The organism is Thermus sp., assembly GCF_037444525.1.
Lineage (GTDB): Bacteria > Deinococcota > Deinococci > Deinococcales > Thermaceae > Thermus.
Window position 1 is genome coordinate 1 of record NZ_JBBIMD010000045.1, and the last position, 18,359, is coordinate 18,359.

The 18,359-nt window shown below is 68.2% G+C and carries 19 protein-coding genes and 1 pseudogene; 8 read left to right on the top strand and 12 right to left on the bottom strand.

Going from position 1 to position 18,359, the window contains the following annotated elements; genetic code table 11:
* Window positions 1-235: 235 nt before the first annotated feature.
* The 5 genes from WKI94_RS08190 to cobT form a co-directional block, all read right to left on the bottom strand.
* The gene (locus WKI94_RS08190; protein ID WP_337845272.1) at window positions 236-412 is read right to left on the bottom strand and encodes a hypothetical protein; all 177 of its coding nucleotides are present in this window, start codon (window positions 410-412) and stop codon (window positions 236-238) included.
* Window positions 413-742: 330 nt separating this feature from the next.
* Window positions 743-1,303 carry a cob(I)yrinic acid a,c-diamide adenosyltransferase gene (gene cobO, locus WKI94_RS08195; RefSeq protein WP_337845273.1) on the bottom strand — a complete coding sequence of 187 codons (561 nt, stop codon included), beginning with the start codon at window positions 1,301-1,303 and terminating at the stop codon, window positions 743-745.
* Window positions 1,285-1,974 (bottom strand): adenosylcobinamide-GDP ribazoletransferase, encoded by a 690-nt coding sequence (locus WKI94_RS08200; RefSeq protein WP_337845274.1) that lies wholly within the window; start codon window positions 1,972-1,974, stop codon window positions 1,285-1,287. Before WKI94_RS08200 ends, cobO begins: the two co-directional genes overlap by 19 nt.
* Window positions 1,975-1,978: 4 nt before the next feature.
* Complete coding sequence (locus WKI94_RS08205) at window positions 1,979-2,302, bottom strand: heavy metal-binding domain-containing protein (RefSeq protein WP_337845275.1); 324 nt, start codon at window positions 2,300-2,302, stop codon at window positions 1,979-1,981.
* 4 nt (window positions 2,303-2,306) lie between these two features.
* Window positions 2,307-3,320 (bottom strand): nicotinate-nucleotide--dimethylbenzimidazole phosphoribosyltransferase, encoded by a 1,014-nt coding sequence (gene cobT, locus WKI94_RS08210; RefSeq protein WP_337845276.1) that lies wholly within the window; start codon window positions 3,318-3,320, stop codon window positions 2,307-2,309.
* 28 nt (window positions 3,321-3,348) lie between these two features.
* Between cobT and WKI94_RS08215 the strand changes: the two genes are divergently transcribed.
* From WKI94_RS08215 to cbiB, 3 genes are read left to right on the top strand one after another with little or no spacing between them, the layout of a single operon-like run.
* Window positions 3,349-4,251, top strand: coding sequence for an NADPH:quinone oxidoreductase family protein (locus tag WKI94_RS08215; protein WP_337845277.1), 903 nt, complete (start codon window positions 3,349-3,351; stop codon window positions 4,249-4,251).
* Entirely contained in the window at window positions 4,251-4,769 is a 519-nt protein-coding gene (locus WKI94_RS08220) for a histidine phosphatase family protein (protein WP_337845278.1), read from the top strand. The genes WKI94_RS08215 and WKI94_RS08220 overlap by 1 nt, the downstream gene beginning before the upstream one ends.
* A complete protein-coding gene (gene cbiB / locus WKI94_RS08225) occupies window positions 4,766-5,608 on the top strand; it encodes an adenosylcobinamide-phosphate synthase CbiB (protein ID WP_337845279.1) in 843 nt (280 codons plus the stop codon). Before WKI94_RS08220 ends, cbiB begins: the two co-directional genes overlap by 4 nt.
* 201 nt (window positions 5,609-5,809) lie before the next feature.
* On the opposite strand, the gene WKI94_RS08230 is transcribed toward cbiB, so the two are convergent.
* From WKI94_RS08230 to WKI94_RS08250, 5 genes are all read right to left on the bottom strand, one after another.
* Window positions 5,810-7,063 (bottom strand): nitrate/sulfonate/bicarbonate ABC transporter ATP-binding protein, encoded by a 1,254-nt coding sequence (locus WKI94_RS08230; protein WP_337845280.1) that lies wholly within the window; start codon window positions 7,061-7,063, stop codon window positions 5,810-5,812.
* A gap of 33 nt (window positions 7,064-7,096) precedes the next feature.
* The gene (locus WKI94_RS08235) at window positions 7,097-7,882 is read right to left on the bottom strand and encodes an ABC transporter permease subunit (protein ID WP_337845281.1); all 786 of its coding nucleotides are present in this window, start codon (window positions 7,880-7,882) and stop codon (window positions 7,097-7,099) included.
* 11 nt (window positions 7,883-7,893) lie between these two features.
* The gene (locus tag WKI94_RS08240; RefSeq protein ID WP_337845282.1) at window positions 7,894-8,709 is read right to left on the bottom strand and encodes an ABC transporter permease subunit; all 816 of its coding nucleotides are present in this window, start codon (window positions 8,707-8,709) and stop codon (window positions 7,894-7,896) included.
* Between the two features lie 197 nt (window positions 8,710-8,906).
* On the bottom strand, window positions 8,907-9,176 hold the full coding sequence (locus WKI94_RS08245) for a hypothetical protein (protein WP_337845283.1): 270 nt from the start codon (window positions 9,174-9,176) through the stop codon (window positions 8,907-8,909).
* A gap of 55 nt (window positions 9,177-9,231) precedes the next feature.
* On the bottom strand, window positions 9,232-10,170 hold the full coding sequence (locus WKI94_RS08250) for a PIG-L deacetylase family protein (protein ID WP_337845284.1): 939 nt from the start codon (window positions 10,168-10,170) through the stop codon (window positions 9,232-9,234).
* A gap of 184 nt (window positions 10,171-10,354) precedes the next feature.
* Here WKI94_RS08250 and WKI94_RS08255 point away from each other — a divergent pair, with 184 nt between their 5' ends.
* From WKI94_RS08255 to WKI94_RS08275, 5 genes are all read left to right on the top strand, one after another.
* Window positions 10,355-11,575: an Nramp family divalent metal transporter gene (locus WKI94_RS08255; RefSeq protein ID WP_337845285.1), complete on the top strand. Its 1,221-nt coding sequence runs from the start codon at window positions 10,355-10,357 to the stop codon at window positions 11,573-11,575.
* A 115-nt stretch (window positions 11,576-11,690) separates the two neighbouring features.
* Window positions 11,691-12,707 (top strand): histidinol-phosphate transaminase, encoded by a 1,017-nt coding sequence (locus WKI94_RS08260; protein WP_337845286.1) that lies wholly within the window; start codon window positions 11,691-11,693, stop codon window positions 12,705-12,707.
* Between the two features lie 4 nt (window positions 12,708-12,711).
* Window positions 12,712-13,047 carry a nucleotidyltransferase domain-containing protein gene (locus WKI94_RS08265; RefSeq protein WP_337845287.1) on the top strand — a complete coding sequence of 112 codons (336 nt, stop codon included), beginning with the start codon at window positions 12,712-12,714 and terminating at the stop codon, window positions 13,045-13,047.
* Window positions 13,016-13,423 (top strand): HEPN domain-containing protein, encoded by a 408-nt coding sequence (locus WKI94_RS08270; protein WP_337845288.1) that lies wholly within the window; start codon window positions 13,016-13,018, stop codon window positions 13,421-13,423. The genes WKI94_RS08265 and WKI94_RS08270 overlap by 32 nt, the downstream gene beginning before the upstream one ends.
* Window positions 13,410-15,332, top strand: a complete 1,923-nt coding sequence (locus WKI94_RS08275; protein WP_337845289.1) for a cobyric acid synthase — start codon at window positions 13,410-13,412, stop codon at window positions 15,330-15,332. The genes WKI94_RS08270 and WKI94_RS08275 overlap by 14 nt, the downstream gene beginning before the upstream one ends.
* Window positions 15,333-15,354: 22 nt before the next feature.
* Here WKI94_RS08275 and WKI94_RS08280 read toward each other — a convergent pair whose 3' ends face one another.
* Window positions 15,355-17,136 (bottom strand): glycogen debranching N-terminal domain-containing protein, encoded by a 1,782-nt coding sequence (locus tag WKI94_RS08280; RefSeq protein WP_337845290.1) that lies wholly within the window; start codon window positions 17,134-17,136, stop codon window positions 15,355-15,357.
* A 3-nt stretch (window positions 17,137-17,139) separates the two neighbouring features.
* A pseudogene (locus WKI94_RS08285) lies at window positions 17,140-18,243 on the bottom strand (carbohydrate ABC transporter permease); the annotation flags it as partial.
* Window positions 18,244-18,359 lie beyond the last annotated feature (116 nt).

Here is an 18,359-nt window from a genome sequence, read left to right on the forward strand (position 1 = left end):
TTCCCTGGTGGCGCAGGTGCTTTCGGCGCGGGGCTTGGGGATCGGTCAGGTGCTCAGGGCGGTGGCGTGAGTATGCAGCTGAATATCCGAAAGGGGGGAAGTTTACCTAAGGAAAAGAGGGGGTCCTCAGAAGCTCGTGGTGCACACCCGCATGCCAAGGCTCAAGCCCCCCCACAAGAGCCGCCTGAGCCATATGGAGGTCGGCAAGGGGCAGGGTGTAACCCCTTTTGCAGGCCTAGAAGCCGAACCAGGCCGCTTCCCGCCAGACCAGAGCGTTTAAGGGGACTTCCGGAAGACCATCCGGTAACTCCGCCAGCTTCTTAAAAGCCCCTGCGTCCCGAGCGCCCACCAAAAGCTCGGTCCGAATGGGAGGGGCCATCCAGGCCCGTCCTGCCCGGAAGAGCCGAGCCACCTCCTCCTTCAGGGCCTCGTCCCCCCAGGATGGAGGTGGCGGATCCAGAGGGAAGTATCCCGCAACACCCCAGAAGGCATCCTCAAGGCTCCCTGCCTTCCCAACGGGCACGGAAAACCTCCGGCTCCTCGGGGGTCAGGCCCACCAAACCGGAACCTGCCAAGCGGGCTAGTCTTATGTAGATAAGCGCACACCCTCTCGGTGAGGCCTTTAAGCACCCCACCGAAGCCCCCCTAAGCGGGGCCTCAGGAAAAAGGTCAAGGTAGCCTGGCGGCCGATCCAAAAACGCCCTTCCCTCGAGCCCCGTAAGGATTTTCAACGCCGAGACGCTCAGTGCTCCATCCCCCGCTGGGCGGGGACCCCCTGGTCAAAGGCGTGCTTCACCTTGCGCATCTCCGTCACGGTGTCCGCCAGCTCCAAAAGGGCCTCCGGCGCCCCCCGGCCAGTGAGGACCACGTGCACGTGGGGGGGCCTGGCCCTTAGGGCCTCCAGGACCTCCTCGAGGGGCACCCAGCCGTAGCGAATGGGGTAGGTGATCTCGTCCAGGACCAAAAGGTCGTAGGCCCCGGAGAGGAGGGCCTCCTTGGCCCTTTGCCAGCCCGCGTAGGCCAGGGCCTGGGAGCGCTCGAGGTCCCGGCTTTTCCAGGTGAAGCCGTCCCCTAGGCCCTCCACCGGCACCCCGAGCTGGGCAAAGGCCCGGTGCTCCCCGAAGCAGGCCCCCTGGTGCTTGATGAACTGGAAGATCCCCACCCTAAGGCCCCGGCCGTGGGCCCTTAGGGCCAGGCCGAAGGCCGCGGTGCTCTTCCCCTTCCCGTCCCCCGTGTAGACGAGGAGGAGGCCCCGCCTCTCCCCTTTAGGCCGCTCGTAGGGCTTCAGGCGCGGAGGTTCCATAGGACATACCCTAGCAGGCCGAAGAGCTCGGCAAGCTCAATCATGGCCCCAAGCACATCCCCCGTGAGCCCCCCCAGGCGGGCGAGGGCCAGCCGGGCCACCCCGTAGGCCCCAAGGAAGGCCAGGAGGGCGGGCATGGGGTAGAGGAAGGGAAAGGGCAGGACGAGGAGGAGGGCAGGCAGGAGAGGGCCTCCCCTCACCAGGGCGGCCATCCCCTGGTGGGCCAGGGGGTAGCGCTGGAGGAAGGGCAGGAAGGCAAAGCGGGCGAAGCCGGGGAGGAGGAGGAGAAAGAGGGGCTCTGGGGCCAGGGCCAGGGCCTGCCACTTGAGGAGGAGGTGTACCCCCCCCACCCCGAAGGCGAAGGCCCCCAGGTGGGGGTCCTTGAGGATGGCGAGGCGCTTCTCCTTTGGCTTAGCCCCAAGGAGGGCGTCGGCCGTGTCCAGAAGCCCGTCCAGGTGGAGGAAGCCGGTAAGCGCAAGCCAGAGGGCGAGGAGGAGGGCCCCGAGGAGCCCAGGAGGAAGGGGAAAGAGGGAGGCCAGGGCCAGAAGGCCCCCCAGGAGGTAGCCCACCAGGGGGAAGAAGGCCGAGGCCCCCTTCAGGTCCTGGGGAGCGAACCCCCGGCCCAAGGGCAGGACCGTGAGAAGGGCGAAGGCGGCCAGGAAGGCGCGCAAGGGGCTAGGGAGCAAGGCGCACCGCGGTGCCGCTGGCGGTGACCATGAGCATGGAGTTGTTCCCCCCGAGAACCTCGTAGTCTATGTCCACCCCGATGACCGCGTCCGCCCCGAGGCGGCGGGCCTCCTCCTCCATCTCCTTCAGGGCAAGCTCCCGGGCCCGCCTGAGCTCCGCTTCATAGGCCCCGCTCCGCCCACCCACGATGTCCCGGATCTGGGCGAAGAGGTCGCGGAAGAGGTTGGCCCCCACGATGGCCTCCCCGAAGACGATGCCCAAATAAGCCTCCACCCTACGGCCCTCCACCGTGCTGCTCGTGGTGAGGATCATAGCCTTAGGATACTGGGCCGCTCACCCCGGCCTCGGCGAAGGTGGCCATGTGGAGGATGGCGGCCCCAGCGCGCAGGAGGGGCATGGCCAGCACCGCCCCCGTCCCCTCCCCCAGGGCCAGGTCCAGCTGGAGGAGGGGCCTCAGGCCCAGGGCATCCAGTACCTTCCGGTGGCCAGGCTCCCGGGAGAGGTGGCCGGCAAAGGCGTAGTCTAGGACCTTGGGCTCCAAGCGGTAGGCCAAGAGGAAGCCCGCGGAGACGGGGAAACCGTCCAGCACCAAGGGGACCCTGGCCTCCGCCCCTTCCAGGTACACCCCGGCGATGGCGAGGAGCTCCAACCCCCCCACCTCCGCGGCCACCTCCAAAGGCCCCATCCCGGGGCGCAGGCGGGCCAGGGCCTGGGCCACCGCCCGCCGCTTGCGGGCTAGGCCCTCTTCGTCCACCCCGGTGCCTCGGCCCACCACCTCCTCCGGGGAAAGCCCCAGGAGGGCGGCGGAAAGGGCCGCGGCCGCGGTGGTGTTCCCGATGCCCATGTCCCCCGCGGCCAGGAGGGTGGCCCCTTCCTCTAGAGCCTTACGGGCGGCCTGTCGGCCCGCCTCCAGGGCCTTTTGCGCCTCTTCCAAGGTCATGGCAGCCTCCCGGGCCAGGTTGGCCGTCCCCGGGCGCACCTTGGCCTTGAGGAGGCCCGGGTGGTCCGGGAGGTCCCCCTTCACCCCCACGTCCAGGACGTAGACCCGGCAGTCCGCCACCTGGGCGAGGCGGTTGATGGCCGCCCCGCCCCGGAGGAAGTTCAGGACCATCTGGAAGGTGACCTCCTGGGGGTAGGCGGAAACCCCTTCCTCCACCACTCCGTGATCGGCGGCCGCCACCACCACCCCCCCGGGGCCGAGCTCGGGCTTGACCCGGCTCTGGATGGCGGCCAGGCGCACCGCCACCTCCTCCAGGTACCCTAGGGAGCGGGGGGGCTTGGTGAGCTCCCCCATGCGCATCTTGGCCGCTTCCAGCACCTCGAGGTCCATGGGAAGATTCTACATGTAGACTGGAGCCATGAAGGCCTGGGTCCAGGAAGCCCTCGGCAAGCCCCTCGCCCTCAAAGACCTCCCCGAGCCCACCCCGGGCCCCGGGGAAGTCCTCCTGGAGGTGGAGGCGGTGGGCCTTAACTTCGCCGACCACCTCCTGCGCCTAGGGGCCTACCTCACCCGGGTGCACCCCCCCTTCGTCCCCGGCATGGAGGCCGTGGGGCGGGTGGGGGGCCGGCGGTACGCGGCCCTCTTGGGCCAGGGGGGGCTTGCGGAGCGGGTGGCGGTGCCCAAGGAGGCCCTCCTCCCCCTCCCCGAGGACCTAAGCCCGGAGGAGGCCGCGGCCTTTCCCGTCTCCTTCCTCACCGCCTATCTGGCCCTGAGGGGGGTGGCCCCGGGGAGCTGGGTCCTGGTGCAGGCGGCGGCGGGGGCCTTGGGCACCGCGGCGGTGCAGGTGGCCAAGGCCCTTGGGCTTAAGGTGCTGGCGGCGGCCTCCAGGGCCGAGAAGCTCGCGGTGCCAAAGAGGCTTGGGGCGGACCAAACCGCCACCTACGAAGCCCTTCCCGAGGCGGTGCAAAGCCTTGGGGGCGTGGAGGCCGTCCTCGAGGTGCGGGGCAAGGAGGTGGAGGAAAGCCTGGGCTTCCTGAAGCCGGGAGGGGTCCTGGTCTACGTGGGGGCCGCAGAGGGGGAGGTGGCCCCCATCAACCCCTTGCGGCTCATGCGCAAAAACCTTTGCGTGCGGGGCTTCTGGCTCGCCCCCCTCCTTCGGGAAAGGGCCCTGGTGGAGGAGGCCCTAGGCTTCCTCCTCCCCCGGCTAGGCCAGGGGCTTAGGCCGGTGGTGGGGGCGGTCTTTCCCTTTGAGGAGGCAGAAAAGGCCTTCCAAACCCTCTTGGACCGGGGGCACGTGGGCAAGGTGGTGGTGCGGCGCTGATGGAGCTATGGCTCGTTCGCCACGGGGAAACCCTTTGGAACCGGGAGGGGCGGCTTCTCGGCTGGACGGACCTTCCCTTGACCCCTGAAGGAGAGGCCCAGGCCCTGGCCCTGAGGGGCCGGCTTCCCCCCTTGCCCGCCCACAGCTCCGACCTGAAGCGGGCCCTGAGGACGGCGGAGCTTGCGGGCTTCGCCCCTAGGGCCACCCCAAGCCTCAGGGAGATCCACTTCGGCCTCCTGGAGGGGGCCCCTTGGGAAGGGCTGGACCCCCTCCACAAGGAGGCCCTCCTCCGCTTCCAGGACTTCCACCCCCCTGGGGGGGAGGCCCTGGAGGCCTTTCAGGAGAGGGTCCTTCGTCTTCTGGATGGGCTTCGGGAGCCCAGCCTCCTCTTCACCCACGGGGGGGTGGTGCGGGCGGTGCTCCGGACCCTAGGGGAGGACGGGCTGGTGCCCCCGGGAAGCGTGGTGGTGGTGGACTGGCCCCACCGGGTTCTAGACCGCTTGTCAACCGAAGAATGAGCCTCCTCCTGGCCCTCCTCCTAGATGCCCTCCTGGGAGAGCCCCCAGAGAGGCTCCACCCCGTGGTCCTCATGGGCCGGTACCTGGGCTGGGCCTGGCCCCGGGTGCAGGGGTTCTGGTCGGGGGCCTTTTACTGGGGCTTGGGCGCCCTCCTCTTCACCCTGCCTGCCTTCCTCCTGGATCTCCTCTTAAGGCCCCTGGCCTGGGGATGGGTCCTTTTGGGCCTTCTCCTCAAGCCCCTTTTCAGCCTGCGGATGCTCCTCCTGGAGGTCGTGGAGGTGGAACGGGCCCTAGGGGAGGGCCTCGAGGCCGGCCGAAGCCGCCTGGCCCGCATCGTGAGCCGGAAGACAGGGGACTTGGGCCCGGAAGAGGTGCGGGAGGCCGCCCTGGAAAGCCTCTCGGAGAACCTCGCGGATAGCCTCGTGGCCCCCCTCCTCTACTACGCCCTCTTGGGCCTCGGGGGAGCTGCCCTCTACCGCTACGCCAACACCGCGGACGCCATGTGGGGCTACCCCGAGCACGGGGCCCGGGGAGCCTTCGCCGCCCGGGCGGACGACCTCCTGAACCTCCTCCCCGCCCGCCTCACCGCCCTCCTCCTTTGTCCACCCCGGCTTTGGCCCCGCCTCCTAAAGGAGGCCCGCAAGACCCCTTCCCCCAACGCAGGCTACCCCATGGCCGCCCTGGCCCTCCGCCTAGGGGTACGCCTCCGGAAGCGGGGGGTCTATGCCCTGAACCCCCAAGCCCCCTCCCCCACCCCCCAGGACCTCCGCCGAGGGATGTGGCTGGTGGGCGGGGTGGGGTACGTTTTCGGGGGGCTTTTGGGTGTGGCCTTATGGTAGAGGCTTCGGCAGGAACCCTAAAGAGGCCGCTCCAAAGCGCTACCCTGACGCTCCCCCTTCCGATGCCACCGGGCACCTGGGGCCTAAAAGCTACCGGAGCATGCGGGCCCCAAACGGGAAAACTCCACCCCTGGCCTTCCAGGGCCTCCCCCCAAGCTCAGGTCCAGCTCCCTCAGGAAGACCCCCAAAGGGCTCGTGGCCCTACTCCCCCCGGGGGCGGAAAGCCCGAGCATTCTCATCCCAAAGGAAAAGCCCCCCAAAACGCCCCCACTCCCGCACCACCCCCAGAACCCGCTGGGCTTCCTGGGGGGGGAGGTGCCCCTCCAGCCTCCGCAACGCCCACTCCTCCGGCACCTGCCCCCGCCCCAGGAGGGCTTGGTGCAGCTGAGCCAGGAGGGGCACGTACCGCAGGAGGTGCTCGGCAAAGAGAAGCCTCTGGGTTTCCAGATCGCCCCCGGCTAGGGAAAGGCCGGCCGGGGTGAGCTCCACGTCCCCTTGGACTACCCGAGCAAAGCCCAAGAGCTCGAGGGCCTCCAAGAGGGGAAAGAGCTCGTCCACCTCCAAGCCCTCCTCCTCGGCCAAAAGGGGCAGGTCGGCCCGGCCCCCCAAACGGGCAATGGCCTCCGCCAGGCTTAGGATGCGGCTAACCGGAGCCTCGGGAAGGCGCAGGAGTTCTTCCTCCAGACGGTGCTCCACTTCTTCCCGTTCTGTTAGGGCCTGATAGATGGCCTCCACCTGGGCCCGGAACCGGGGGTCCCCGGGGTCGCGGGGGTGGGAGAGGGGGATGGGAATCTCCCAACGGATACGGGCCGGGCTACCCTGGAGGATCAGGATCCGGTCGGCCAGGGCCACCGCCTCCTCGATGTTGTGGGTGACCACCAAAACACCCTGGGTGGGCAGCCGTCTCCCCAGCCATAGGTCCAGGAAATCCCCCCTGAGCCCCTCGGCGGTGAGCGGGTCCAAGGCGGATAAGGGCTCGTCCATGAAAAGGACCACAGGCTCCACCACCAGGGCCCGGGCGAAACCCACCCGCTGCCGCATCCCGCCGGAAAGCTCTTTGGGCAAGGCTTCCTCAAACCCGCTGAGGCCGATGAGGTCTATGGCTTCCCGGGCCCGTCGGATCCTCTCCCCTTTAGGCATCCCTTGGGCTTCCAGACCCAACATCACGTTCTCCAGCACCGTAAGCCAGGGAAAGAGGGCGAAGCTCTGGAAGACCATGGCCACCCCTTCCGCTGGCCCCTCTACCCTCCGCCCCCGCAGGCGCACCTCGCCCCTATCCGGGAGGATGAGCCCCGCCAGGATACGGAGGAGGGTGCTTTTGCCCCCTCCGGAACGCCCCAAAAGGGCCACGATCTCGCCCTCGCGGAGCTCCAGGTCCACCCCCTCCAGGATCACCCGCTCCTGTGCCCCTACCCGGTACCCCTTGCGGACTCCCTGGGCCTCTAAGAGCTTCATCCTTCACCTCCTAAGCGGGCTGAGGCTCCTCCTCTAAAGGCGGAAACGGCGCTCCGCCAGCTGGTAGAGCCGGTGCCAGAGGAGGCGGTTCAGCACCACCACAAAAAAGCTCATAACCGCGATGCCCAAGAGGAGCCTTCCCTTGTCCCCAGTTGCGGCGGCTTTGGCAATGTAGCTGCCCAGGCCCCGGGCTTCCAGGGTGTGGGGGCCCCACTGGACCACCTCGGCTACAATGGAGGCGTTCCACGTTCCCCCACTGGCGGTGATGAGCCCCGTAACCAGGAAGGGAAACACCCCTGGTAGGAGAAAGCGGCGCCAGAGGACGATCCCCCTTAGGCCGTAAAGGCGGGCGGCCTCCTTGAGGTCCTGGGGCAAGGCTAGGGAACCCGCGGTCACGTTGAAGAGGATGTACCACTGGGTACCCAGGACCATGAGCAACGCGGAGAAGACCTCTATGGAAAGCCGGTAGTGTAGGAGAAGAAAGGCCGCGAAGGGGTAGAGGAGGTTGGCGGGGAAGGCGGCCAGGAACTGGAGGAGGGCCTGGACCCGAACGGCCAGGGCCGGTCTTAGGCCCAAGAGGACGCCCACGGGCACCCAGACCAGGCTAGCCACGAGGAGGATCCCCAGAACCCTGAGCAGGGTTAGGAAACCGAGGGAAAAGGCCAAAGTCCACTCCCGGGGGCCGAGGGGTAGGAGGAGTCTCGCCAGGACAGCAAAGCCCAGCCCACCCCCAAGACCCAGGAAGGCGAGGGGGGCCCAGGGAGGAAGGTGTAGGGCAGGGCCCCCGCTCCCCCTGCCCCAGGAAAGGGCCCGTTCCAAGAGAGCCTCCCCTAAGGCTTGGGATAGGTTCCGGACTGCTCCTCGTACTTAAAGCGCTCGCTCCAGGCCACCAGGGGCCGGAAGAAGAGCTGATCGTAAAGGAGGATGGTCAGGAACATGGCCAGCACCGCCCAAGCCATGGCCCGCCCGTCCTCCTGGGCGATGGCGCGGGCCAGGTAGGAGCCTATGCCTGGAAGATCTACTTCTTTATGGCCCACGGTAAGGGCTTCCGAAGCCACCACGAAGAACCACCCTCCGGACATGGACATCATGGCGTTCCAGACCAAACCGGGGAGGGCATAGGGGAGCTCCAGCCGCAGAAAGCGGTGCGTGGGGCTTAAGCGGTGAAGGCGGGCCACCTCCTCCAGCTCCCGGGGGAGGGTCTTGAGGGATTGGTAGAAGCTAAAGGTCATGTTCCAGGCCTGGGAGGTGAAGACGGCAAACACCGCGGCCAACTCGTACCCCAAAGCTCTCCCCGGGAAAAGGGCAGCCAGAGCCCCTACGCTCGCTGCGAGAAAGCCCAGGATGGGTGCGGATTGGAGGATATCTAGGATGGCCACCAGAAGGGGTTCCCACCGGGTCTTAGCCGCCAAGGGCGCATAGACCAAGGTGAAGGCGAAGGAAAGGAGGAGCGCCAAACCCATGCGAAGCCCGGTTCGGAGGGCGTACTCTGGCAAGTGTTGGGGATCCAGATCCAAGGAGGCAGGCCGGTAAGGTCCCACCACTTCCTTAGAGGCCAAGAGAAACGCGCCGAGAAGGGCGGCCACCACTAGCGCGGCTAGAAGATCGTACCGGTTAGGTTTGGGCAGATGGTTCCACGGGCGCATGGGGTTCCTCCCTCCGCCAGGCGGGGGAGGACCCCGGCCCGGCTAGCTACGACTTTGAGGTAGATCGGCGCGTAGAGTCTTCATGCTGCTTTTTCCCTTCGGGCTCCCGTGCGAAAGGCTCAAAGGCCCAGAGCCATTATCGTCCTGGAAGTGGAAAGGCTCAAGGGGGCCCTTAGGGCCCCCTTCTCCCCAGGGGCCTACTTGTTCCCGCCCCCGCCCTTGGCCCCGGAGGCGGCCTCGAGCTCGCCCTTAGACCCCAGGGTCAGGTGGCGGTTCTTGAGTACGGTGGAGAGGGTGTAGACCCGCTTGCCGATGCGGACCTCCACGGAGAGAAGGTCCCTGCCCTTCTTCGCAATGGGGTAGGCGTAGACCTTGCCGTTTGGAAGCTTAAACTCCAGGGCCGAGGCCTGGGCCAGGGCCAGGCCCAGGAGAAGGGCGCCCATGGCGAGGAAAAGTGGTTTTTTCATGCCCCCATGGTATACCTGCAAACCTGAAAGGAAGCTGAAAGGCCTGAGGGTCTCCCTACCGGGAGGCCGGCGGTAAGGGGTGGGGGGAGAAGAGCTCGTTTTGCCGAACGAAGGCCAGGAGGAAGCGCCCTAGGATCTCCGTCTGGCTTCGATAGGCTAGGAGGGCGGCTTCCTTGGCCGTCCTGACGGAAGGGGTCAGGTCCAGCCTCTGCCAGGGGAGGCCCCGGCCCCGGGGTGGGGGCTCGAGGGGCAGGGCGGGGTGAAGCCCTTTGGGCAAGGGCCACTCCACCCCCCCATGAACGATCCAAAAAAGGGCGGAAAGGCCAGGCCGGAGAAGGCGCAAGGCCAAGTAGCCCGTGGCCCGATGGTCAGCGTGGGCGTCCAGAGGGGAGGGGGCAAGGAGCAGGGTAGGGCGTACCTGGGCCAAAACCCCTTCCAGGTCGGCCTCCAAGGCCTGGCCGGTGTAGGGGACGCCCGGGGTGCGGCACCCGGGGTAGGCCACCTGGTCCAAGCGGGTCTGGGGAGAGGTGTAGGGGGTGCGGTAGCGCTCCAGGAAAAGGTGGAGAAGGCCCCGGTCGGGGTAGCAGAGGAAGTGGAGATGCGAGGGGTGTAGGCCCAAGGCAGAAGCCGCTTGGCGGGCCTCGGCCATGCGGGTTAGGGCCAGGTTCCGGAGATCCTGGGGGGAGGGGGAGAGGGTTCGGTCCAACAGGGCCGCGTCCCACTCAAACCCATCCCCGCTGGTGAGCCAGACCACGTGGACCTCCGCACCGCGCTGGAGGGCTTCCCGGATCAACCCTCCGCAGCACAAGCTTTCGTCATCGGGGTGGGGTGCGAGGATGAGGACCCGTTCCCCCGGTCCTGGAGGGGGAAAGGCGGGAAGCCGCCCCACGTATCCTTGGTAGAAGAGGCCATAGATGCGTTGCGTGATCCAAGGGGCGTTGATGGCCAGGGCAGCGAGGAGAAAGAGGAACAAGGCCGGGCGGAGTCCGCGCATTGCCTTCTAAGCTACACCCCCGCTGGGGGCGAAGGGCTAATCTCAAGAAGGGCCTAGCCCGCCTTTCCTCACAAGCCCCCTGAGGATTTTTCAATGCCGAGGCGCTTAGCCCTAAGCTCAGAACCTCGGGCCTTGGGGGTCTGGGCCCTTGCACAACGGATTTAGGTATGCCTAAAATAGGGGCATGGTCCGCAGGCTTCCCCTCCTCCGCTACCTGGGCCCGGCCTTCCTGGTCGCCGTGGGCTACATGGACCCCGGGAACTGGGCCACCAGCCTCGAGGCGGGAAGCCGCTTCGGCTTCGCCCTCCTCTTCGTGGTCACCCTCTCCAGCGCCCTGGCCATCTTCCTCCAGGCCCTGGCCGCCAAGCTAGGGGTGGCCACGGGGCAGGACCTGGCGGAGCACATGCGGGCCCGCTACCGGGCCTGGCCCCTCCTCTTCGCGGTGGCCTTGGTGGCCATGGTGGCCACGGACCTGGCGGAGTTCATGGGAGTGGCCGTGGGCCTAAACCTCCTCTTCGGCCTGCCCCTCCTTCTGGCCGCCTGGCTCACGGTGCTGGACGTCCTCCTCATCCTCTACCTGGAGCGCTTCGGGTTTCGGGCGCTGGAGCTTGTCGTCCTGGGCTTCGTGGCCGTGATCGCCGGGGCCTATGTCCTCGAGGTGGCCCTGGCCCGGCCCGAGCCCCTAGCCCTCCTCCGCCACGCCTTCCTGCCCGACCCCACCCTGGCCCGCCCCGAGGCCCTCTACCTGGCCCTAGGGATCCTCGGAGCCACGGTCATGCCCCACAACCTCTTCCTCCACTCCGCTCAGGTGAAGACCAGGCTGGGCCTCCTCCCCAAGGCAGTGGTCTACCGCTACGCCCTCCTGGACACCCTCCTCGGCCTCGGAGGCTCCTGGCTCGTCAACGGGGCCATCCTGGTGGTGGCCGCAGCGGTCTTCCACGCCAAGGGCCTGGTGGTCACCGATCTGGCCGAAGCCTACCGCACCCTCACCCCCCTTCTCGGCCCCTTGGCCGCCTTCGCCTTCGCCCTAGCCCTCTTGGCCAGCGGGCTGGCGAGCTCCACCACGGGGACCCTGGCCGCCCAGCGGGTGGTGGAGGGCTTCCTCGGCGGGCGGGCCCGGGGGCCTAGGCTCCGCCTCCTGGTGCGCCTGGCGGCTATGCTCCCTGCCAGCCTGGCCCTCACCCTGGGCCTGCCCGCCATGGGGCTCATCGTCCTCTCCCAGGTGGTCCTCTCCTTCGCCCTGCCCTTCGTCCTCTTCCCTTTAGCCCACCTCACGGGGCGGAAGGACCTTATGGGTTCCATGGCCAACCCGCCCCTGGTCCAGCTTCTGGCCTGGGGCGTTGCGGTAGCGGTTGCGGTCTTGAACCTGTGGCTCTTGTTGGGGGTCTCACCCACAAAAACCTAAGCCTCACCTCCAAGACCCTCGGGCCGCGGCCGGGGAGGCTTTTGGGCGGCTTGGCCCGGTGCGGGCCCTGCCCTTTGCGGCCCAAGCCAAGGTCTCCTCGAGGGGAGGGGCTAGGATGGGGGAAGTGATTGACGACGTGCTTAAGCCCATCCACGGCGGCACGGACGACGGCCCAGAACCCCTTTACGACTTCTCCACCAACGCCAACGCCCTAGGGCCCAACCCGGTCATCCTGGACCACCTGCGGCGGGCCGACCCCAGCCGCTACCCGGACCCTCTCTACCGCAGGCTCCGCCGGGCCCTGGCGGAGCATTACGGGGTGCCGGAAACCCATGTGAGCGTGGGCACAGGGACCAGCGAGCTCATCCACCGCCTGGCCCGCTGGACCTACCTCAGGGGCCCCATCCTCCTCCTCCCCCCCACCTTCAGCGAGTACGCCCGGGCGGCCAAGGCCCTGGACCTGCCCCTTTGGGCGGCCAAGGACCCGGAGCACTTCCTGAGGCTCCTACCCCGGGCGGGCCTGGCCTTCCTCTGCGTGCCCAACAACCCCACGGGGGAGGTCTACCCCTTCCTGGAGGAGGCGGCCTGGACCGCGCAAAGGGGCCACGCCGCCCTGGTGCTGGACCTGGCCTACCACGACCTCCTGGAGACCCCCGTGCCCCTACCGGGGGGGGCCTGGCGGCTCTTTAGCCCCAACAAGGCCCACGGCCTCACGGGGGTAAGGGCGGGGTACCTTCTCGCCCCCCTGGACCTTACCCACTTCCAGCACCTGGCCCCCAGCTGGCCCCTTTCCGTCTACGGGGAGGCCCTCCTCTTCGGGCACCTGGACCCGGAAGCCCAGGCCTGGCTCCAGGAGGCCCGGAAGGAGCTCCACCGCTTGAGGCGGCGGCTGGCGGAGGGCCTAAGGGCCCTGGGCCTTCCCGTGCGGGAAAGCCCCGCCAACTTCCTCCTGGTGCGGGTGGGGCGGGCCACGGAGGTGGCAAAGGCCCTAAGGGCGCGGGGGATAAGGGTGCGGGACGCCACCAGCTTCGGGCTTCCCGAGTGGCTTAGGCTTTCCGCCCAGAAGGAGGAGGCCATAAGGGCCCTCCTCCAGGCCCTGGAGGCGGTCCTTTCTGGGGTTCCGGTAGACTAAAGGGGTGGAGGGGCGCCTAGAGGCCTACCTGGAGGAGGCCGTGGCCCGGCTGGAGAAGGCCTTTTCTCTGGAAGGGGTTTACCTCTTCGGCTCTTGGGCCCGGGGCACCGCGGACCGGCGCTCGGACCTGGACCTCCTGGTGGTGGCCAGGACAGACCTCCCACCCCTGGAGCGCATTGGAAGAGTTTTGGAGCTTCTCCATGATAGCCCCTGGCCGGTGGAGGCCCTGGTGCTTACCCCTGAGGAGCTTCGGGAGAGAAGGGACCTCCCCTTCCTGCGAAGGGTGCTTAAGGAGGCTAGACCCCTGTATGAGCGCGGAGAAAAGGCGCCTCGAGGCTAAGCGCTGGCTCCCCCAGGCCAGGGAGGACCTGGAGGCAGGCCTTCTCCTCCAAGCGGGCAAGCACGCCCAGGCGGCTTTCCTGGCCCAGCAGGCTGGGGAAAAGGCGCTCAAAGGGCTTTGGATCGCCCTGGACCTGGACCCCTGGGGGCACAGCCTGGCCCGCCTGATACGGGATCTTCCGGAGGAGGCCCGCCCATTCCGGCCCCTTCTCCCCAAGGCCTTAGCCCTGGACAAGCTCCCCATCCCCACCCGCTACCCCGATGCCCTGCCGGGTCTAGCCCCCAAGGAGGCGTACACCGAGGAGGCGGCCCAAAGGGCCCTAGAGGATGCCAGGGCCATCCTGGAAGCGGTGGAGGCACGCCTTGGGACGGGCTAAGGTCCTCATGGTCTGGGGCACGGGGAGCGGGGTGGGGAAAAGCCTCCTCACCGCGGGGCTCCTCCGCCACTTCCGCCGGCTTGGGCTGAGGGCGGCCCCCTTCAAGGCCCAGAACATGGCTAACCACGCCCGGGTAGCCCAGGGCGGGGAGATGGCCAGCGCCCAGTGGCTCCAAGCCCTGGCCGCAGGCGTCCCCCCCGAGGTGCGCATGAACCCCGTGCTCATCAAGCCCTTTGGGGAAAGGGGAAGCCAGGTGGTGGTCCTGGGGCGGGCGGACCCCTTCCTCTCGGGGCTTTCCTGGCAGGAACGGAAGCCCCAGCTGGAAACCCCGGTGCGGGCGGCCCTGGAAGGCCTCCTGGAGGAGTATGACCTCCTGGTGCTGGAGGGGGCGGGAAGCCCGGCGGAGCGGAACCTCTGGCCGGACCTGGCGAACCTCAAGGTGGCGGAGTGGGCGGAGGCCAAGGCCCTGTTGGTGGCGGACGTGGACCAGGGGGGGGCCTTGGCCGCCCTCTTTGGCACCTGGGCCCTTTTGGGGGCCCACCGGGAGCGCCTCATCGGCTTTGTCCTCAACAAGTTCCGGGGGGACCTGAGCCTCCTGGAGCCGGCCTACGACCTCCTGGAGGGCTGGACCGGGGTCAGGGTGCTGGGGACCCTCCCCATGCTTCCCCTGGAGCTCCCCGAGGAGGACGGGTTCCGCCACCGGCCAAGGCGGGGCGAGGGGATGCGGGTGGCCCTCCTCCGCTACCCCCACGCGGCCAACCTGGATGAGTTCTGGCCCCTTTCGGAGCTTGCGGACTTCCGCCACGCAAGGACCCTGGAGGAGGCGGAAGGGGCCGAGCTCCTCATCCTTCCGGGAAGCCGCCTGCCCGCGGCCGATCTGGAGTGGCTTAAAGGCTTCCTCCCCCTCCTGAAGGCCCACCTCGAGGCGGGAAAGCCCGTCCTCGCGATCTGCGGCGGGGCGGAGATGCTGGCGGAGGAGATCCGGGACGAGGAGGGGGTGGAGAAGCAAGGGGCCTTTCCCGGCCTTGGCCTCCTCCCCTTCCGGGTGGAGATGCGGAAGGAAAAGACCGTGGCCCGGAGGCGGGTGCGCCTCTCCGGCCTCACAGGCTTCTGGGCCCGGCTCAACGGCCTGGAGGTGGAAGGGTACGAGATCCACCACGGCCAAGGCCTCCCCCTCTTCCACCAGGAGGGGCCCCTTCTCGTCACCTGGCTCCACGGCCTCCTGGAGGACCCCAGGGTGCAGGAGACCCTCTTCGGCCGAAGGGCGAAGGGCCTCGAGGAGGCCCTGGACGCCTTGGCGGATGCCCTAGAGCGCCACCTGGACCTAAGGTCCCTCCACCGGGCCCTAGGCCTCACGGGCAACCCCCATCCGGCCTCCGGGGGGCAACCCCAAAGCCCCGACCCCCCACCCGCCCCGGGCCTGGTCCTCCTCCTTGGGGGGGCCAGGAGCGGTAAGAGCCGCTTGGCCCAGCGGATGGCGGGGCCCTTCACCACCCTCATCGCCACCGCGGAGGCCCGGGACGAGGAGATGGCTGAGAGGATCGCCCGCCACCAAAGGGAACGCCCCCTCACCTGGGAAACCCTGGAAGAGCCTTTGGACCTGGCGGGGGCCCTGTGGCGGGCCCGGTATGGGGTGGTGGTGGTGGACTGCCTGACCCTTTGGGTGGCGAACCTCCTCGAGGCGGGCCTGGACCCCTTGAAGGAAGCGGAGCGTTTCCTCCAGGCGGTAGAGGAAAGCGGCAAGCGGGTCATCGCCGTGTCCAACGAGGTGGGCCTCGGGATCGTCCCCGATAACCCCTTGGCCCGCCGCTACCGGGACCTCCTGGGGGAGGTGAACGCTCGGCTGGCCCGGGAGGCCCAGGAGGTCTACCTCCTGGTGGCGGGAAGGCCCTTACGCCTAGGCCCCTAAGCCCAACCTTCCCGGCCAGGCCCTACCAAGACCGAACCCCCTCCACCAGGGCGTAAAGGTAGACCAGGCTGGCCGCAGCCCAGGCCTGGGGGCGGCAGGCCCCGGGGTAGACCACGGGGGGCAGGCCCTCCTCCCGGGGGAAGCCCCCCACCAGCTCGGGTAGACGCAGGTCGGGCTGGGAAAGGGCCATCTCCAGGAGGGTTTGGGCCACCCGCCGGCCCTCCTCCGCGCGACCATAGCGGAAAAGTCCCCCGGCGAAGAGGGCGGTGTCGTGGGGCCAGACGGAGCCGTTGTGGTAAGAGAGGGGGTTGTAACGGACCTCCCCTGCCCCCAGGGTCCTCAGGCCCCAACCCGACCACATCTCCGGGCTTAGGAGGGTGGCCACCAGCTCGGAGAGCACCGCCTGGTCCACCGCCCCCGCCCATAGGAGATGGCCCGCGTCGGAAGCCTTCACCGCCAGGGGCTCCTTGTGCCGATCCAGGGCTAGGGCGTAGGTGCCGAGCTCGGGAAGCCAGAAGCGCTCCTGGATCAGGCGGAAGAGCTCCCCCGCCCGGGCCTCCATGGCCTCCCCCCAGGCTACCTCCCCCAGAGCCCGGTAGAACCCCGCCGCGGCTTTGTAAGCAGCGTAGGCGTAGCCCTGGACCTCGCTCACCGCCAAGGGGGGTTCGGCCAGGCGGCCGTCCCGGTGGCTCATGGAGTCGTGGGAGTCCTTCCAGGATTGCACGGTCAGTCCACTGCCCGAGGGGGCGAACTCCAGCAGGCCGTCCCCGTCCAGGTCCGCCTCCCCCATCCAGGCCAGGGCCCCCTCCCAAGCAGGCCGGAGCTCCCGCACCAGGGCCAGGTCCCCTGTGAGCTCCAGATAGCGCCCAAGGAGGGCCACAAAGAGGGGAGTGGCGTCCACAGTGCCGTAGTAGCGGGCAAAGGGAACCTGGCCCGTCCGGGAAAGCTCCCCCAGGCGGACCTCGTGGGGGATCTTACCAGGCTCCTCCTCCCGGAAAGGATCCTGGCCCTGTCCCTGCCGGCGGGCCAGGTAGCGGAGCACCCCCCGGGCCACCTCCTGCCCCCAGGGGAGAAGCATGAAGGCGGTGAGGAGGCTGTCTCGGCCAAAGGGGGCCACGAACCAGGGAATGCCCGCCGCGGGCACTGGACCCTCCGGGGTGGAGAGGAGGAGGGCCCGGAGGTCCAAAAGGGCCTGGCGAAAGGGGGGGACCCAGGAGCCTTCCACCTCGGGAAACCAGCCCAGGAAGGCCTCATAGGAAGGAAGGGCCCCTGGAGCTTCTAGGGGGCTTTCTAGGCGCACCCTGAGGACCCAAAAGGCCTCCCCCTTGGGAAGGAGGGCCAGAGTCCAGCCCCCCTCCTGGGGAGCAGGGTCCAGCCGCACCTCCTGGAGAACGCCATCCGGGGCCAGGCGGCTAAACCCCCCCGGGGAGGAGGGTTTCCCGTGCCACCCCCGTACCTGGAAAAGGTCGGCGAACTCCGGGGTGGCCTCGAGGCCCACCCGGACCTCCTGAGGCTCTCGAGCGAGATTCCACCAGGTAAGCTCCTCCCGAAACCCCCCCCGCTCCAACACCAGCACCCGCCTCAGGTAGAGGTCCGCCTCTGCCCCCCTAAACCGGGCCCAGTCCTGGATCAGGCGGTCTGGCCTGGGGCTCTGGCTCCCCAGGAGCCCGAGCCCCTCCGGCCAGAGGAGGCGGTAGCGAGCGAGGAATCGGGTGTCGTGCCGGTAGAAGCCCTCGGGGCCTTCCACCGCAAACCCTTCTGGGGAAAGAACCGCGTAGGTGTCGTCTTCCTTCAAAGGCAGCATCCGTCACTCCTTCAAGGCCCCCACCGCAACGCCCTCTACAAAGTAGCGCTGGAAAACGGCGAAGAGGACCAGGATGGGAATCATGGAGAAAAAACCCCCCGCCAGGATAAGCCCCCAATCCCCCACCTGGCCATAGGCGTTGCGGAAGGAGAGGAGGCCCAAGGGGAGGGTGTAGATCTCCCGGGGGCTGGTGAGGACCACGAAGGGCCAGAAGAACTCGTTCCAGGCCCCCTGGAAGGTGAGGATGGCCAGGGCCCCTAGGGCGGGGGTGGACATGGGCAGGACCACCCGGAAGAGGGTCTGAACGGGGGTAGCCCCGTCAATGAGCGCGGCCTCCTCCACCTCGCTGGGGATGGACTCAAAAAACTGTTTCATGATGAAGACCGCTCCCGCCCCCACGAGCCCCAAGAGGACCAAACCGGTGTAGGTGTTGAGGAGGGTTTCCACGCCAAACAGCCGGGAGAGGCCAAAGATCCCGTCACGGAGCACCAAGTAGTTGGAGATGAAGGTCACCTGGGCAGGCACCATCATGGAGAAGAGCATGAGGAGGAACAGGGCCTGCCGCCCCGGGAAGCGTAGGCGGGCCAGGGCGTAGCCGGCCATGGAAGCGAAGAGGAGGGTGGTGGCCACCTTGAGGAAGGCCAGGAGGAAGGAGTTTAGGGTCCAGCGCAGGAAAAGGCTCTCCCCCGTCTCCAGGCTCCGGCTTTCCCGGAAGGCCCGCACGTAGTTGTAGAACGCATATCCCAAAAGGCCGGGGGTGACGTTGTCCCAACTGGCCACCCGGCCCCGGCGTTCCAGGCGGGTGGGATCCAGGGTGGCCCCCACCAGGACCACCCCCCGGGAGGTTTCAACATCTAGGGGCACCCGCTCCAAGAAGGGCCCGGGACCGGGGTAGACCAGGCGGAAGCGATAGCGGAGGACTTCCCCCGAAACCTCCCCCAGGGAGGCCGGCCAGCGGTCCGCAAGCTCCAGGCCCTCTACCCGGACGTACTCCGCGGCATAGGGAGCCTCAAACACCGCACCCATACCCGCGCCGGGCCGCCTCCGGGGCACCTGGACCTGGAGGTCCAGCGCCTGCCCCTCTGGGACGAAGTAGGCCACCTCAAAACTTGCACCTATACTTCCGGCTTCAGGTTTATGCAGGGAAGACCACTTGAAAGGGGCTGCCGGTTTCCCGTCGGATAACGGGTACCATGAGTTCCGAAGCCCAAGCCCTACTCTGG

Excerpts from the sequence above, each read along its gene's own strand:
- WKI94_RS08230 (WP_337845280.1), bottom strand. The coding sequence starts at position 7,063 with ATGAAGCTCTTAGAGGCCCAGGGAGTCCGCAAGGGGTACCGGGTAGGG.
- WKI94_RS08280 (WP_337845290.1), bottom strand. The coding sequence starts at position 17,136 with ATGCTGCCTTTGAAGGAAGACGACACCTACGCGGTTCTTTCCCCAGAA.
- WKI94_RS08205 (WP_337845275.1), bottom strand. The coding sequence starts at position 2,302 with ATGATCCTCACCACGAGCAGCACGGTGGAGGGCCGTAGGGTGGAGGCT.
- cbiB (WP_337845279.1), top strand. The coding sequence starts at position 4,766 with ATGAGCCTCCTCCTGGCCCTCCTCCTAGATGCCCTCCTGGGAGAGCCC.
- WKI94_RS08240 (WP_337845282.1), bottom strand. The coding sequence starts at position 8,709 with ATGCGCCCGTGGAACCATCTGCCCAAACCTAACCGGTACGATCTTCTA.
- WKI94_RS08270 (WP_337845288.1), top strand. The coding sequence starts at position 13,016 with ATGAGCGCGGAGAAAAGGCGCCTCGAGGCTAAGCGCTGGCTCCCCCAG.
- cobO (WP_337845273.1), bottom strand. The coding sequence starts at position 1,303 with ATGGAACCTCCGCGCCTGAAGCCCTACGAGCGGCCTAAAGGGGAGAGG.
- WKI94_RS08215 (WP_337845277.1), top strand. The coding sequence starts at position 3,349 with ATGAAGGCCTGGGTCCAGGAAGCCCTCGGCAAGCCCCTCGCCCTCAAA.
- WKI94_RS08220 (WP_337845278.1), top strand. The coding sequence starts at position 4,251 with ATGGAGCTATGGCTCGTTCGCCACGGGGAAACCCTTTGGAACCGGGAG.
- WKI94_RS08250 (WP_337845284.1), bottom strand. The coding sequence starts at position 10,170 with ATGCGCGGACTCCGCCCGGCCTTGTTCCTCTTTCTCCTCGCTGCCCTG.
- WKI94_RS08255 (WP_337845285.1), top strand. The coding sequence starts at position 10,355 with ATGGTCCGCAGGCTTCCCCTCCTCCGCTACCTGGGCCCGGCCTTCCTG.
- WKI94_RS08260 (WP_337845286.1), top strand. The coding sequence starts at position 11,691 with ATGGGGGAAGTGATTGACGACGTGCTTAAGCCCATCCACGGCGGCACG.
- cobT (WP_337845276.1), bottom strand. The coding sequence starts at position 3,320 with ATGGACCTCGAGGTGCTGGAAGCGGCCAAGATGCGCATGGGGGAGCTC.
- WKI94_RS08245 (WP_337845283.1), bottom strand. The coding sequence starts at position 9,176 with ATGAAAAAACCACTTTTCCTCGCCATGGGCGCCCTTCTCCTGGGCCTG.